This is a genomic window from Photobacterium sp. Ph5, assembly GCF_022129445.1.
Taxonomy (GTDB): domain Bacteria; phylum Pseudomonadota; class Gammaproteobacteria; order Enterobacterales; family Vibrionaceae; genus Photobacterium.
On the sequence record NZ_JADQAQ010000011.1, the window covers coordinates 45511 to 61382 of the forward strand.

The following is a 15872-nucleotide window of genomic DNA, read 5'->3' on the forward strand; positions in this document are numbered from 1 at the left end:
GAGGAAGTGTTATGAGTCTTAAAAGTTATTTAGATAAGTTATCACCAAAGTTCAAACCTGGTGGACGATACCAAACCTTTTATCCTTTGTTTGAGGCGGTTGAAACTGTTTTCTACACCCCGGGACAGGTCAATAAAGGTATTACTCATGTTAGAGATAGTATTGATTTAAAACGTATTATGATCATGGTTTGGTTAGCTGTTTTTCCCGCCATGATTTGGGGTATGTACAATATAGGACAACAATCCAGTAATGCGTTGTTATATGGGCTTGATGCGACAGCGGCACAGCAAGCATTGGATTCCTCATGGAGACTTAGCTGGGTATGGGGTTCTCTCGACGCCGTTCAGCAATCAAGTTGGATCAGTGATCTTTTAGTTGGTGCTAATTACTTTTTCCCTGTTTATCTTACTGTCTTTATTGTTGGTGGATTTTGGGAAGTATTATTTGCCATTATTCGGCGGCATGAAGTGAATGAAGGCTTCTTCGTCACTTCCATATTGTTTGCGCTTATTCTTCCTCCGACTATTCCACTTTGGCAAGCTGCGCTAGGTATTACCTTTGGTATTGTTGTCGCAAAAGAGATCTTCGGTGGTACTGGTCGAAATTTCTTAAATCCTGCACTCGCTGGTCGTGCTTTTTTATATTTTGCCTATCCTGCGAATATGTCAGGAGGCGCTGTTTGGGTTGCAGCTGATGGTTATTCAGGGGCGACACCACTCAGTCAATGGTATGAAGGTGGTCAAAATGCACTGATGAATAACATGACGGGGCAATCTATCTCATGGTTTGATGCTTTCATTGGTAATATTCCCGGTTCAATGGGAGAAGTCTCAACCTTGTTTATCGCGCTAACAGGCTTAATCTTAATCTTTATGAGAATAGCATCGTGGCGAATTGTACTAGGTGTTTTCATCGGCCTCGCAGGTACCTCTTTACTACTTAACACTATTGGTTCAAATACCAATTACATGTTCTCAATGCCCTTCTATTGGCACTTTGTGATAGGTGGTGTGGCATTTGGTACTTTCTTTATGGCAACCGATCCAGTTTCAGCTGCATTTACCAACAAAGGGAAATGGGCATACGGCATTTTAATTGGTGTGATGACCATATTCATTCGCGTACTTAATCCTGCTTACCCAGAAGGTATTATGCTCGCTATTTTATTTGCCAACTTGTTTGCACCACTGTTCGATTTTATGACCAAAACAGGAAATATTAAACGCCGTGCTAAACGGGCAGCATTAAAATAAATTCCTCCGCTGTTATCCTTCTCAACTGTCTGATTACACGACAATCTTTTATTTCGTGTAATCAGATAACAAGAAAAATATATCAGCATAAATTGACGCTATAGTCTGTTGTTATGATAAATATTCGATTCTTAGTATTAATTACCCTTATTAATCGCCGTTACGCTTGATGTAGTAGCAACTAAAGCGGTAAAATACGCGCCCTGTTTTAAATCGTGAGTATGTTGAATGTCTGAACAAAAGCGAAAGGCGCTAAAGAAAATAGCAAAATGCCTTGAGTTAGGTAACTCGGCTAACGTTAATGAAGCCGCGCAAGCTATTCGTATGGCCCATCGCCTCATGCTCAAATATGGTCTTGAGAAAGACGATATTGAATTCATCAAAATGGGCAAAACAAAATCTCAGACCTTACTGCCAAGTGATATTAGTGCACAAATTTTAAAAATCATTCGTGGTATTAACCGTCGATTCGGCGTGGAATGTGTATTAACTAATTATAAAGGACTAAAAAAAGCGGAATTCATCGGCATGGCTGAACGTGCAATTTTCGCAGCTTTTGCTTTTGATGTTGTATATCGTGAAATGAACCAACAAACAGGTCAATTCAGAAATAGTTTCGCAGGTACAGGTACTAGCACACAAGAAGTAACACGACGTGTAAACTCTTTCTTAGCAGGTTGGCTTGAAGGTGCTTTAGAAAAATTACCCGTATTAACAACAGACGATGATCATGATCAGCGTATGGCGAACTACATTGATAAACAGTTTGAAAACCTTGATCGTGAAACGTTTAAAAAGCAACTACAAGAAGCAATGAAGGCACTCACCGATGATTATGAAAAAGGCATGAAAAAAGGCCGCTCTATTTCGGTTAGCCGTCCTGTGGGTGGTAAATCAGCGCAAGAAGAATTAAAAAGACTTAATTGATTCTATCGCTTTATCATAAAAAAGCCGCTAATGCGGCTTTTTTTTGTAACTTAATAATTTATAAATTACAATGAACATCATAATTACTGCTATTTTATACCCATCAAAAAGCGCCGCACGACACTGGTAAATAGCTTAAAAGCATAGTTATTAGCCTCTTTTTGTTTAACTTTATTTGACTCGTTTAAAAAAACAGCAAAAGAACAAGTATAAACACGATATTTCAAAGAAATGAGATTCCAGTCGCGTTTTTATGTTAGAATAAATCAAAATCCCTTAATTCCATAGCCATCAAGACATGAAATTTCCTGGTCAACGTAAGTCAAAACATTACTTTCCTGTCAATGCACGTGATCCATTAGTTGTTCAAATTCAACAAGACAATCCATTAGCTAAATCACATCTAATTGGTGTTGGTCAAACTATTGTTGATATTGAAGCTCGCGTTGACGATGACTTCTTAGCCAGACATGCTCTCACTAAGGGACAATCTTTAGTTCTTGATGAAGATAAAGCTGAACTGCTTTATAAAGAATTAAAAGATCGTAAGCTGATTAGCCACGAATACCCTGGCGATACCATTGGTAATACATTGCACAACTACTCTGTATTAGCTGACGATAAATCTATTTTACTTGGTGTAATGAGCCAAGATCTAAAAATCGGTTCATACGCATACCGCTATTTATGTAACACTTCTAGCCGTATGGACTTAGATTACCTACAACCTGTCAATGGTCCTATTGGTCGTTGTTATACTTTGATCAGTGAAGATGGTGAACGTACTTTCGCGATTAACGAAGGTCAAATGAATCAACTTCGTCCTGAAAGCATTCCTGAATCTGCATTTGAAAAAGCATCAGCCTTAGTTCTTTCGACTTATCTTGTTCGTGGTAAGCCAAATGATCCAATGAAAGATGCCGCGCTTAAAGCTATCGAATACGCAAAAAAATACAATGTGCCAGTAGTATTAACTATGGGTACTAAGTACGTAATCGAAGATAAACGTGAATGGTGGATTGAGTTCCTAAAAGAGCACGTAACGTGTGTTGCGATGAACGAAGAAGAAGCTGAAGCATTAACAGGTGAAAAAGACCCACTGACCGCTGCTGATAAAGCACTTGATTGGGTTGATATGGTTCTGTGTACCGCAGGCCCTGCTGGTTTATACATGGCAGGTTACACCGAAGATTCATTAAAGCGCGAATCATCACTACCACTACTTCCAGGAAAAATCCCTGAATTCAATAAATATGAATTCAGTCGACCAATGGCAAAAAGTGCATGTGAAAACCCAATTCGCGTTTACTCCCACATAGCCCCTTACCTTGGTGGCCCTGTTGAGATCAAAAATACCAATGGTGCAGGTGATGCAGCTCTTTCCGCATTGTTACACGATATGTCAGCTAACCGCTTCCATAAAATCAATGTGCCAAACTCAGCAAAACATGCAGCGAGCTTTTTGTCATACTCATCTTTCTCACAGATTTGTCAGTACTCAAACCGTGTGAGCTATGAAGTATTAATACAACATGCTCCTCGACTATCTCATGGCCTACCAGAGCGTGAAGACTGTTTGGAAGAAGCATACTGGGAACGTTAATTCCCGTTGTAACCACATTAAAAAAGGAGCTAATTAGCTCCTTTTTTCATATCTACCATACAGATTAAATACTATAACCATTTGCATCTGCATATACTCAGTATATTCATTACATCACTACTTTACTGATGTAATGAATATAAAAAAACCGATAGCGCTTCAACTATCGGCTTTCATTTATTTTAAACAAACGCTGATCAACATTCGTTAATTGCGTTACGTACACGCTTATCTGATACAGGGTATGGAGTACCCAACTGCTGAGCAAAGTAACTAACACGTAGCTCTTCAATCATCCAGCGGATCTCTTTTACCTTATCAGGTACTGGCTGCCCTTTCGGGATCTTATTCAATAGCTCTTTGTACTCATTAACTACTGATTCAATCTTCAGAATATGCACACGATCTTTGTTTGGATCGATTGGCAGTTTTTCCATTCGACGCTCAATGGCACGCATGTAACGCAAAATATCAGGTAGACGCTTCCAGCCACACTCTGTTGCAAAACCTTTGAAGATCAAGCTTTCAATTTGTGCTTTGATATCAGACATCGCAAATGCCATGCTTAAATCAATACGTCCTTTCAAGCGCTTACTGATGTTAAATGCTGTGGTTAAGATTTCTTCTACTTGTTTGGCAATATCAACCACAGTGTCACCAAGCTCTGCACGAACATATTCTTTCAATGCTTCAAATGACTCTGGCTGCCATGCTAAACCGCCTTTTTGTTCAATCAGCTTATCAACACCACAAGCAATACAATCATCAATCAGATCAAGTACACGACCATATGGGTTAAAGTACAAACCTAACTTCGATTTGTTCGGCAGGTTTGAATGAAGATACTTAATTGGCGATGGTACGTTAAGCAAAATCAAGCGACGTTGACCTGCCTGCATCGCATTGGTTTGCTGCTCTTCAGTTTCAAACAATTTGATACCAACAGAATCTTTGTTATCCACCAGCGCAGGGTAAGCTTTTACTTCAAAGCCACCACGTTTCTGTTGGTAACGCTCAGGTAGCGCACCAAAGCTCCATGTTTGTAAACCATCTTGCTCGATATCATCATCAGCAACTTGTGACAAAGTTTCTTGAACCTTCTCTTTTAAGTTGTCTTTCAGGCCATAGATATCTTTGCTTTCACGTAACTTACGATTACGGTGATCAACAGCACGGTATGTGATTTTCAAGTGATCAGGGATCTGATCTAAGTTCCAATCTTCACGCACAATTGTCACGCCACTCATACGCTTCAATTCTTTTTCTAGTGAATCTAGCAATGGCGCTTCCATTGGCTTAACTCGCGCTAAGAACGCATCGGCATAGTTTGGCGCAGGCACAAAGTTACGACGTAACGGCTTTGGTAATGATTTGATCAGCGCAACAACCAACTCATGACGTAAACCTGGAATTTGCCAATCAAAGCCGTCAGGCTGAACTTGGTTTAAAATAGCCAATGGCACATGTACGGTCACACCATCGTTATCTTCACCCGGTTCAAACTGGTAGCTTAGTTTTAGCTTCAAGTTACCTTGATGCCAGAAGTTTGGATAATCTAAATCAGTAACATGACTTGCATCACCACGGAATAGCATCTCACGTTCAAAGTTTAATAACTCTGGATCTTCTTTCGATGCTTTCTTCCACCATGTATCAAAGTGGCGACCTGACGTTGCTTTTAAACCAATACGTTGATCGTAGAAATTAAACAGCTCATCATCATCGATCAGAATGTCACGACGACGCGATTTATGCTCAAGCTCTTCAACTTCGCGTAATAACTTACGGTTTTGTTGATAGAACTTATGACGCGTATCCCAATCTCCTTCAACTAAAGCTGAGCGGATAAAGATTTCACGCGATAACGTTGGGTCAATATTGCCGTAGTTAACTTTACGTTTGGCGACCACAGGAATGCCATACAGCGTAACTTTTTCAAACGCATGAACAGCAGCAGACTTTTTCTCCCAATGCGGTTCGCTATAACTACGTTTAATCAAATGACCGGCTAATGGTTCAACCCACTCAGGCTGAATTTTTGCGCCAATTCGTCCCCATAAACGTGACGTTTCAACTAACTCTGCAACCATCACCCACTTTGGCTGTTTCTTGAAAATGCCAGAGCCAGGGAAGATATTAAAGCGAGCATTACGCGCACCTTGGTATTCATTTTTCTCTTGGTCTTTCATACCAATATGCGAAAGCAATCCGCTTAGTAGCGAAATATGAATACTGTCATAGCTTGCTTCGTTGCCATTCATTTTCAACTCAAGCTCTTTAATCACTTGGTTGACTTGGAAATAGATATCTTGCCACTCACGAATGCGTAAGTAGTTTAAGTATTCTTTCTTACATAAACGGCGGAATTGATTACTAGAAAGCTCTTTTTGTTGCTCTTGGACGTAATTCCATAAATTAACGAACGCAACAAAGTCAGAATCTTTGTCGTTAAATCGGCGATGTTTCTCATCAGACTGTTGCTGTTTATCTGATGGGCGCTCACGTGGATCTTGAATAGATAGTGCCGATGCAATGATCATCACTTCACGTAATGCACCTAACTTAGGCGCTTCAAGTACCATACGAGCTAAACGCGGATCAATAGGAAGACGCGCTAGTTGGCGACCCATTGGTGATAAACGTTTACGAGGATCTGTCGCTTTAGAGTTAATCGCACCTAACTCTTCCAATAATCGAATACCATCTTGAATATTGCGATTATCTGGCGCTTCAACAAATGGGAAAGCTTGGATATCACCCAAACCGATCGCGGTCATTTGAAGAATGACTGACGCTAAGTTAGTACGTAGAATTTCTGGATCGGTAAATTCTGGGCGCGATAAAAAATCTTCCTCAGAATATAGACGAATACAGATACCTTCTTGAACACGACCACAACGACCCATACGCTGATTAGCACTGGCCTGTGAAATGGCTTCAATCGGTAGACGCTGTACTTTCGTTCGGTAACTATAGCGACTAATTCGTGCTGTACCCGGATCAATAACGTATTTAATACCCGGAACAGTTAGTGAGGTTTCCGCTACGTTTGTTGAAAGTACAATGCGTCGACCAGAGTGTGATTGAAATACTCTGTTTTGCTCACCAGCCGATAGACGTGCGTATAAAGGTAGAATTTCGGTATGGCGTAATTTACGCTTTTCTAACGCATCTGCAGTATCACGAATCTCACGCTCGCCGTTTAAGAAGATCAGGATATCACCCTCACCTTCATCACATAGCTCATCGACCGCATCAAAAATTGCATCTAACTGATCGCGATCAGTGTCATCACCGTCTTCAACCACAGGACGGTAGCGAACTTCTACTGGGTACGTACGACCTGAAACTTCAATAATCGGTGCATTATTAAAGTGCTTAGAAAAGCGCTCAGGATCGATGGTTGCAGAAGTAATTATGACTTTTAAATCTGGGCGCTTTGGTAATAATTCACGCAGGTAACCCATGATGAAATCAATATTTAAGCTACGTTCGTGCGCTTCATCGATAATGATAGTGTCATATTGACTTAAGAAACGATCGTGTTGAATTTCAGCCAGTAAAATACCGTCTGTCATCAACTTTACGTGGCTATGCTCTGAGACCTGATCGTTAAATCGGACTTTATAACCTACGTGAGAGCCCATTTCACATTCCATTTCTTCTGCAATACGAGAAGCAACAGAGCGTGCAGCCAGACGACGAGGCTGAGTATGGCCGATCATGCCGTGGGTACCACGACCGATTTCTAAACAGATTTTAGGTAGCTGAGTAGTTTTACCTGAACCCGTTTCACCCGCCACAATAACCACTTGGTTATTTAAGATCGCTTCAGCAATATCATCTTTCTTCTGACTTACGGGTAGCTGTGCAGGGTAAATGATTTTTGGACGCTGAGTACGGCGACGTTCCACCGTTTGCATTGATTTCGCAATCTCTAATGCAATTTCGTCAAATACAGCGTGCTTGGATTTTTCGTTTTTAATTCTTGATGCGCCTTGTACACGTTTGTGTAGACGAAAACGATCGCGCATCATGCAATCTTTAATCGCAGACTTTAATGTTTTTTCGTTATTCAACACGTCTGCTTGAGTTTGATTCGACTGACTCAATGTAATTCCTGTCTTTCTATGACTAATGGATACCGAGAACATCTGATGAAAACTCGCTCAGTATCACTTGGCGATTCGAAATTTTTGTTAATTCTATCACAAATGAAATAATCTGAGAGCCGCTTAAAAGACAATTACTAATAGGTAATGATCATTAATAGCAATCAATAAAATACTCACGCCTGTTTAGATGGTAAACCTATGATCAAATTGGTATTAATTTTAACAAAAAAACCTCGTAAACAAGCCTTAAGTCGACCTGTTTCGATGTTAATATCCAATAAAATAAGCGCTATTATGCGATTAGCGATTGACGCTGCGCTTCGTCATCATCATTAACAAGATTTTTTAGCCACTTACGCCCATAAATACGATAAGTTGTCAGTCCAACTTTCACTACTTCTTCTGCCAATATAGCAACAAGTACCCAATGTAATGGCCAGCCTAAAACAATACCCGTGAGTATGGCTAAAGGAATGCCTATTGCCCATTGGCCGAATAAATCGATAAAAATACTGTATTTGATGTCGCCACCGCTACGTAATACCCCTCCAATACCCACCATATTGAACACTTTTAGGAACATACCTAACGCCATCACTAAGGTAACATTCAGCGACATTTCAAGGTTCGGTGCTTGAGCCTTTGCCAACCACTCTCCAACAAGCCCACTCGATAACCAAATAGACACACCTAGCACAAAAGCAATAGACACACTCAAAGCTAGAAAGAACCACGACTGATGAAACGCTCGTTGATAATTTTCAGCGCCTAATTCATGCCCCAAAATCGTTGATGCAGCAACAGCAAAACCAATAAAGGCAGAAATTAATACCGCTTCTATCGGCGATAATAAGCTAATGATGGCAAGCTCTGTTACACCTAATTTGGCAAAAATAACGCTATAAACAAGTATTCCCATCGCCCATGCACCGTCATGAACAATCATAGGCCAAGCGACATTAAAATAACGTTTCCTTGCTTTGGCGTTACTTGCTGGCTCTATATCCTCCTGTGTTGGTAATACTTTTTTATAGGTTTTATAAGTAATAAACAGCAAAATAACTGTTTGTGCGCCACGCGAAATCGTTGTCCCCAGCGCGGCACCAGCAACACCCATTTCAGGAAAACCATATAATCCAAAAATTAATAGCGCATTAAGTACGCCATTAATAATGACAGCCACCAGCCCAACATACGTTGGCATTTTAGCTTCGCCTACTGCACGTAAAGCAGATTCAAGCGGTACAACAATAGCTGTAAAAATAATGCTCCAGCCGCAGACATACAAATAATCTCGCGCATAGTGAATAAAGTCGGATTGATCATTAACCAAAGAAACAATTTGCTCTGGAAAAACACGATATGCGACAGCAAAAGGTAATGTTAGAAAGATTGCGCATACCCAAGATTGCAACAAGGTGCGCCTCACCCCTTCCATTTTCCCTGCGCCAAAATATTGTGCCGCAAGTACACCAACTGCTCCACTGACGCCAACAACAAGCAATAAATTAAAGAAAAATATGCGGTTACCAATACCTACAGCGGCAACTTGTGACTCACCGAGTTTAGAGACCATGATGACATCGACTAAACCAAGTAGTGAAAACAACATAGATTGCATTGATACTGGCAACGCTAGACGCCATGTTTTTTGCCAAAATGTTTTATCTGCTGAGTATCGCCAGTGTTGCATGACCGCCACCTATTAATTGTTATCTTACTGTGAAGCTGATCATACCTATGTTTATTCAAACACGTTTATTCTAAGCAATCAAAAAGCTTTGCCAGACTATCATTTTTAATTTTGGAGCTCTGTAATGGGGTATATTGATACTTTTACTATTTCGCCAAAATGCCAATCTATCATTATTGATCAAGTACAATCGATTGAACTTGAGAAACAAAAAATCCTTCAATGTGGCATTAATTATGGCAAAGAGGCATTCAGTATTTATCGAAGAAGCCCAGACATGTATATGCTGCTCTATACAACGGGTGGTAAGGGGTTATTGAAAACACCAGACGGTGAATGGGCATTAGAAACCGGCAGTGTTATTTATGTACCGCCCAGTTATGAGAATGGCTTTGTCATCAACCCTGATGATAACCCTGACCTTCTTTGGGATGTTGCATGGGTTATGCTTGAAAAAGATAAGTATTGGGATAAGAGCTTACCTCATGATATTACCTATCAAGATTCACAATCAGGCTCATTACTATTTAAAACTATCATTTGCTTAAGCGAATCTTTAAGTTTCAGCTACCCATTAGGTGATGCGCTATGCAAGAGTATTACCGAACAGATCTGTTTATTAGTTAATACCCAAACCGCCTCTCACTCCCCTAAGGCACTTACCCGTTTAGAGCATGTTTTTCAACAAACGAAAAGCCAGTTACACTACCCGTGGCAAGTCACCGAACTAGCCTCACTGTACCCATGCTCTGAGCCGCATTTTCATCGATTATGTCAGCAGTATTACCAACAATCTCCCATTGCTTATTTAACTCAAATCCGAATGGAACATGCTGCGGGGCTGCTGACTACTACCAACTGGCCAATTCAACATATAAGTGATTTATGTGGATACCCAAACCCCACTAACTTTAGTACTCGTTTTAAACGTTGGAGTCGTTTTACCCCACGACAATTTCGGATTCAATTTCAGCCTAAAACATAAACAAATGTTCCTTACTATTTGCATAAATCTATTATTTTTTTCTCTCCGAGGAATATATCGGTTAAGCTAATAATGATAAAACTCAATTATTTGAGATTATTAGCCATAAACTCATTTAACGATGAAAGGATCACAAGATGCAAAACTGCTTTATATATAGTTATAAACTTGATGTAAGTAGTAGTGGTTCGTCACCACTTTCTCTCGATCAAATCAATAACTGGAGCAGTGATGATGGACTATTGTGGATCCATTTAAACTATACCGATGAACAAGGTCTAGCGTGGATCCTAAATAGTGATTTACCTGATATCGAAAAAGAAGCACTCACCACGCAACGTATTCGCCCTCGCTTAAACCAAACTAAAGATGGCTTTTTTTTATCATTACGTGGCATTGATTTAGATTCTGATAACCCTTCTGAAATTCCATCAGAAATGGTATCAATTCGAGGTTACTACACTCGTAATACAATTATCACAACCTCAGATCGCCCCGTAAGAGCACTAGATCGCGTTGCTGCGCATATTAATGGCAGTTATGGACCTAAAACGATTGGGGCATTTATTCTTTGTCTTTGTGATCATCTTACGAGTCATAAAATAGAAGTAATTGATTCTCTTGATGACAAGTTAACCTTACTTGAAGATCAGGTAATGAATAATAGTGACGAAAATTTACGTAATAATATTGCACAGTTAAGACGAGAAACGGTATATCTTCGTCGCTACGTCACACCACAGCGTGATGCTATCGCTAAATTACTTACAATAGATACTCCACTCCTTTCATTATCTGATAAGCAAAAGATTCATGAAGTTAATGAGAAATTAATCCATGTGCTTGACGATTTAAACGCTATTCGTGAACGTGCTAATGTCACTCAAGAAGAGCTAATGAGTTTACAATCTGAAGCTTTAAATCAGCGTTTATATTTTCTTTCTTTAATCACAACAATTTTTTTGCCGCTTGGCTTTTTAACTGGATTATTAGGTGTTAATTTAGGTGGGATTCCCGGTGCACAAGACCATTGGGCATTTTATATATTCTGCAGTCTATTATTTGGTGTGTTAATACTTCAACTAGTCCTTTTTTATCGAAGAAAATGGATATAATGAATACTGATAAAATAAATTAATTACATATATGTAATCCAATTTTGTTATTTTTAATATTGATTTATCAACTATATTATTAAATTATTAATATAATAGAAAAATATAATAAGGATAATAATGTTCAAATCGCTACGTACACTATTTCGACAACTGGTAAGTGATCCACATAGTAATGAAGCTATTGACACACCAGCACTTCATTTGGCTATGGCTTCTTTATTATGTGAAGTCGCCAGTGCCGATCATGAACATGATCCAAGAGAAGAGAAAGCAAAAAATCAACTCTTAATAAAATTACTTGAAATAGATGAAGCAACATCAAAACAATTACTAGATCAAGCACAACAACAAGCTGAAGCTTCTGTTTCTCTTTATGATTTTACTAATAAGTTACGGTCACTTGAACAGCCAGAGCGTTACCAGCTTATAGAGGCTATGTGGGAAGTTGCTTATGCAGATGGCGTGGTTGACCCACAAGAAGAAGCCGTTATTCGACAAGTATCAGATTTAATTTACCTTGATCATTCCGCATTTATAAAAGCAAAGATTAGCGCTCAGAACGCCGCTCATTAATTGATTCAAAGAGCTATTTATTAGCTCTTTTCTTTCCCCTCTCCTTTCTTGATAGTTTTATTATCAACACCTATTCTATATAGAGAGTGCAAACTTGATCATATACTAATACCTATGCACCTTTATATATTTTACTAGACAATTAAAGCAATCATTTAATAGGCAACGTTTAATAACACGATAAAGTTATTAACATGTAAGCACTTATGACGGATAAAATCTGACGTGCTGTTTATTTGTAATCAACGACAGGTATAAATACATAGATACTCCTGTCTAATTAATATTTTCATTATGAAACTTATTTTTATAAGTTCGCTATATGCTACAAACAATGGGATGATATAAAAAAACTTTCCATTAACAATCATATAGATACAAACACTGACATTACTGCCTTATTAAATATTTGTTGGCTTGAAACTTGTACATTTTATCAATGATGAACAAAACAATGAATGTCCATAAGTATTTTTAACTGAGTGAGGCAAAGATATGAAGTGTTTACGACACTCTTTACTAGCATGCTCGTTAGCCTTAGTTTCTAGCTCGGCCTACAGCATCATACCGCACCCGTTTACTGATAATGGAGGGTGTCCAAGTGATGCTTTCCTATTCCAAGGTAACCCTACTAGTGTGGTGTATCAAATAGACTTATCTTCGGGTTTTTATCACAACTCGGATCCTATGACCACCTCAGTTAATGCGGTTGGTTACAACGAATCTGACGCTTATATCTATGGCTTTGATATCGTCAATGTCAATGTGGTTAGGGTCAATCAACTGTTCCAAAGTGAAAATGTAGCCGTTACCGGTTTACCTTCAGGTCAAATTTTCAATACTGGTGATGTATACAATAATAAATATTATCTTTACAGCACGAATGATGGTTTATGGGAAGTTGATTTAACGACTCTTGTCGCAACGCAAGTAATGTCATCAGGTAACGCCAATGTTTCGTTGACAGATATGGCATTCCATCCAGCTGGTGGCGGTCGCTTATTTGCAGTCGATAATGATAGTAAAAAGCTCTATGAGATTATCAATTACAGTACAGCATCTGCGACATTTAATGAAATTGGTGATACCAATATATCTGGTTCATCAACCTTCGGTGCACAATACTTTGACTCAAGCGGTTATATGTATTTAAGCCGAAATCAAGACGGTTTAGTTTTCCAGCTTGATTTGACAGATTTAGCTAGCTTAAATCCTGTAGCGGTCCAATACTCAAGCGGTCCAGAATCTGATTGGAATGATGGTGCCCGTTGTGCTAATGCGCCTATTTTGGCTGCAAATACAGACTTTGGTGATGCTCCCGATACCTACAAAACAGCCCTTACCTCAAACGGGGCTCGACATTATAACATTTCAGAAGTGAATTATTTCTTTGGTAGTGAGGTTGATACAGAAGGTGCAGCATTAATCTCACCAAATTCAGACGATGCCGATGGTACTCCTAACGATGAGGACGGTATTTCATTCCCAGCCAATTTCAAACAAGGTTCTGATGCCCTCATTCAAGTTAGTGTTGGTGGGTCTGCACCAGGTTATGTTAATGCATGGATCGACTGGAATGATAATGGCGTATTTGATGAATCAACAGAACATGCTATTACAGATGAACTGTTAGCCGGTGGTGATGGCGTAACACCAGCCACTTATTTACTAAAGGTTAGAGTGCCGGATGATGCTGCTACAGGGCAATTATGGGCGAGATTCAGAATATCTAAAGATACAGGTACTCTTTCATATGGCGGGGTATCCTATGGTGAAGTCGAAGATCATCAGGTGACAGTTGATGCTCAAACCGTTACTCATAACTGGTACCCATCATCTAGTTCTTGGGTCACACTCGTTTATGAAGATGATTGGCCACAAGCAGGTGACTTTGATTTCAATGACGTTGCCCTTTACTACCGTGTTGACACAGTGAAAGATGCTGCAGGCGATATTCTTCGTTACGATATTTACGGCAGCCTTCGTGCTTACGGTGCTGACTTTGCCAATGGTTTTGCTGTTAAATTTGATGGTATTGCAACAGGTGCTGTTGATTCAGACCGAACTAAACTGGTTATCAACGGCTCTACGTTACATACTACTCAAATACTAGAATCTGGTACTACAGATGCTGTTGCTATTATCAGTAATAATTTAAAAACTGAAATAACAGCGCCAACATGTTCAGGCACATTAGGTAGTTACTATCGTGTATGGACAGGATGTAGCGACGATGCAACTGATCAGTTTGTTTTTGAGGCTAGTATTCCATTTACCACGCCAATTGCCGCAGCAAGTGGGCCAAGCATGCCACTCAACCCATTCATCTTCGGTACTCCAGGTATCGATCATGGTGATGGTACACGTGCAAGTGACGGTCGTGCCATTGAAATTCACTTGAAAAACCATGATGTTACCAGTAAAGCAAATACTGCTTTATTTGCTACAGATGATGATACATCAGCTTACGTCGATGGTGATTGTCCAGGAGTAAGTTGTGACACGTACCATAATACAAATGGTGTGCCATGGGCTATTGCAATTGATGTTCCTTGGGATCACCCAAGTGAAGGTACCAACATTCTTGATGCCTATCCTGATTTATCTGCATTTGCAACATCTGGTGGTTCAACAAACACTGACTGGTATTTGCGTGCAAATGCCGTTGTTAGCAAACTCTTTGAATAATGGTGAGGAGTATTAATGATGAAAAGTTTATATGTAACACTTTTTAGTGCTGCTCTCCTGTTTGGTTGTGGTGGCGGCGGCGGTGATGACGATACTGCAAGTACAGTTGCCCCACCAGCAACGGATACACCAGCAGCATCTCCTCCAGTTCTTGATGTACCAACAGGTGGTAGTAGTGCAAAGTTTGAAGATCTTGTTATTCCTGATAATTTCGATTTAAGTACTACTTACGACATGCCAATTACAATTGACTTAGATACCACGGAACCAATGAGTCTAAGCGTTTACGGTGATTTTACTGTTGCGGATGATGGTTCAATTACCCCTATCGCGGGTAGTCGCATTATCTCAGGTCAAATTGCTAATGGTGATTTTAATGGTGTTATTGCAGCGACGGGGACTCTCAAGAACTTATTAATAGAAGCTTGGTATCCCGATACAAACATACCACCGTTTCAAACTGTAGTTCCGGTAAATGCTGATGGCATTAATATTAGTAACTAAATAAGACAAAATCGGCTTATACAGTTCTCACTAGAAACAGTGTTGTATAAGCCGATTATATTTCTGCCATGAAACCTATATTGACAATATCTTTCGCATGTTTGCTGCTTACTCAAATTGCTTGTAACGGTCAAAATACCGCTGAAGAAAATAGTGCTATTGCAAGTTCGATTGTGGTTAACGAACCAAGTAGTGAAGCGATTCCACTCCCCATTGCCCTCTTACCATCAACAACACCTGATAGTGATACAAACAACACGGATAATGACGCCGAGACAATTATTGAACCAGATCAGGATACGTCAACTATAAACCCCATAGATGAAAACAACGAACAAACTGAATTAAATGAACCTGAACCTGAACCTGAACCTGAACCTGAACCTGAACCTGAACCTGAACCTGAACCT

10 protein-coding genes and 1 pseudogene are annotated in these 15872 nt (G+C 39.6%); 9 read left to right on the plus strand and 2 right to left on the minus strand.

Annotation, left to right across the window (positions count from 1 at the left end; all coding sequences use genetic code 11):
* The first annotated feature begins 11 nt into the window (after positions 1 to 11).
* The 3 genes from I3259_RS06575 (at position 12) to I3259_RS06585 (ending at position 3786) form a co-directional block, all read left to right on the plus strand.
* Complete coding sequence (locus I3259_RS06575; RefSeq protein ID WP_238028887.1) at positions 12 to 1256, plus strand: NADH:ubiquinone reductase (Na(+)-transporting) subunit B; 1245 nt, start codon at positions 12 to 14, stop codon at positions 1254 to 1256.
* Positions 1257 to 1484: 228 nt separating this feature from the next.
* Positions 1485 to 2183, plus strand: coding sequence for a DUF2786 domain-containing protein (locus I3259_RS06580; RefSeq protein ID WP_238028888.1), 699 nt, complete (start codon positions 1485 to 1487; stop codon positions 2181 to 2183).
* A gap of 298 nt (positions 2184 to 2481) precedes the next feature.
* Positions 2482 to 3786 carry an inosine/guanosine kinase gene (locus I3259_RS06585; protein ID WP_238028889.1) on the plus strand — a complete coding sequence of 435 codons (1305 nt, stop codon included), beginning with the start codon at positions 2482 to 2484 and terminating at the stop codon, positions 3784 to 3786.
* Between the two features lie 197 nt (positions 3787 to 3983).
* Here I3259_RS06585 and hrpA read toward each other — a convergent pair whose 3' ends face one another.
* Positions 3984 to 7898, minus strand: coding sequence for an ATP-dependent RNA helicase HrpA (gene hrpA, locus I3259_RS06590; protein WP_255721109.1), 3915 nt, complete (start codon positions 7896 to 7898; stop codon positions 3984 to 3986).
* A gap of 295 nt (positions 7899 to 8193) precedes the next feature.
* Positions 8194 to 9594 (minus strand): MATE family efflux transporter, encoded by a 1401-nt coding sequence (locus tag I3259_RS06595; protein WP_238028890.1) that lies wholly within the window; start codon positions 9592 to 9594, stop codon positions 8194 to 8196.
* 124 nt (positions 9595 to 9718) lie between these two features.
* Between I3259_RS06595 and I3259_RS06600 the strand changes: the two genes are divergently transcribed.
* The 6 genes and pseudogenes from I3259_RS06600 to I3259_RS06625 all read left to right on the plus strand — a co-directional run.
* The gene (locus tag I3259_RS06600) at positions 9719 to 10579 is read left to right on the plus strand and encodes an AraC family transcriptional regulator (protein ID WP_238028891.1); all 861 of its coding nucleotides are present in this window, start codon (positions 9719 to 9721) and stop codon (positions 10577 to 10579) included.
* 137 nt (positions 10580 to 10716) lie between these two features.
* Positions 10717 to 11694, plus strand: coding sequence for a zinc transporter ZntB (locus I3259_RS06605; RefSeq protein ID WP_238028892.1), 978 nt, complete (start codon positions 10717 to 10719; stop codon positions 11692 to 11694).
* Between the two features lie 120 nt (positions 11695 to 11814).
* Positions 11815 to 12270 carry a TerB family tellurite resistance protein gene (locus I3259_RS06610; protein ID WP_238028893.1) on the plus strand — a complete coding sequence of 152 codons (456 nt, stop codon included), beginning with the start codon at positions 11815 to 11817 and terminating at the stop codon, positions 12268 to 12270.
* Between the two features lie 495 nt (positions 12271 to 12765).
* Positions 12766 to 14958 carry an LruC domain-containing protein gene (locus tag I3259_RS06615; protein WP_238028894.1) on the plus strand — a complete coding sequence of 731 codons (2193 nt, stop codon included), beginning with the start codon at positions 12766 to 12768 and terminating at the stop codon, positions 14956 to 14958.
* A gap of 15 nt (positions 14959 to 14973) precedes the next feature.
* Complete coding sequence (locus tag I3259_RS06620; protein ID WP_238028895.1) at positions 14974 to 15462, plus strand: hypothetical protein; 489 nt, start codon at positions 14974 to 14976, stop codon at positions 15460 to 15462.
* An 80-nt stretch (positions 15463 to 15542) separates the two neighbouring features.
* Positions 15543 to 15872: pseudogene (locus I3259_RS06625) on the plus strand (hypothetical protein); the annotation flags it as partial.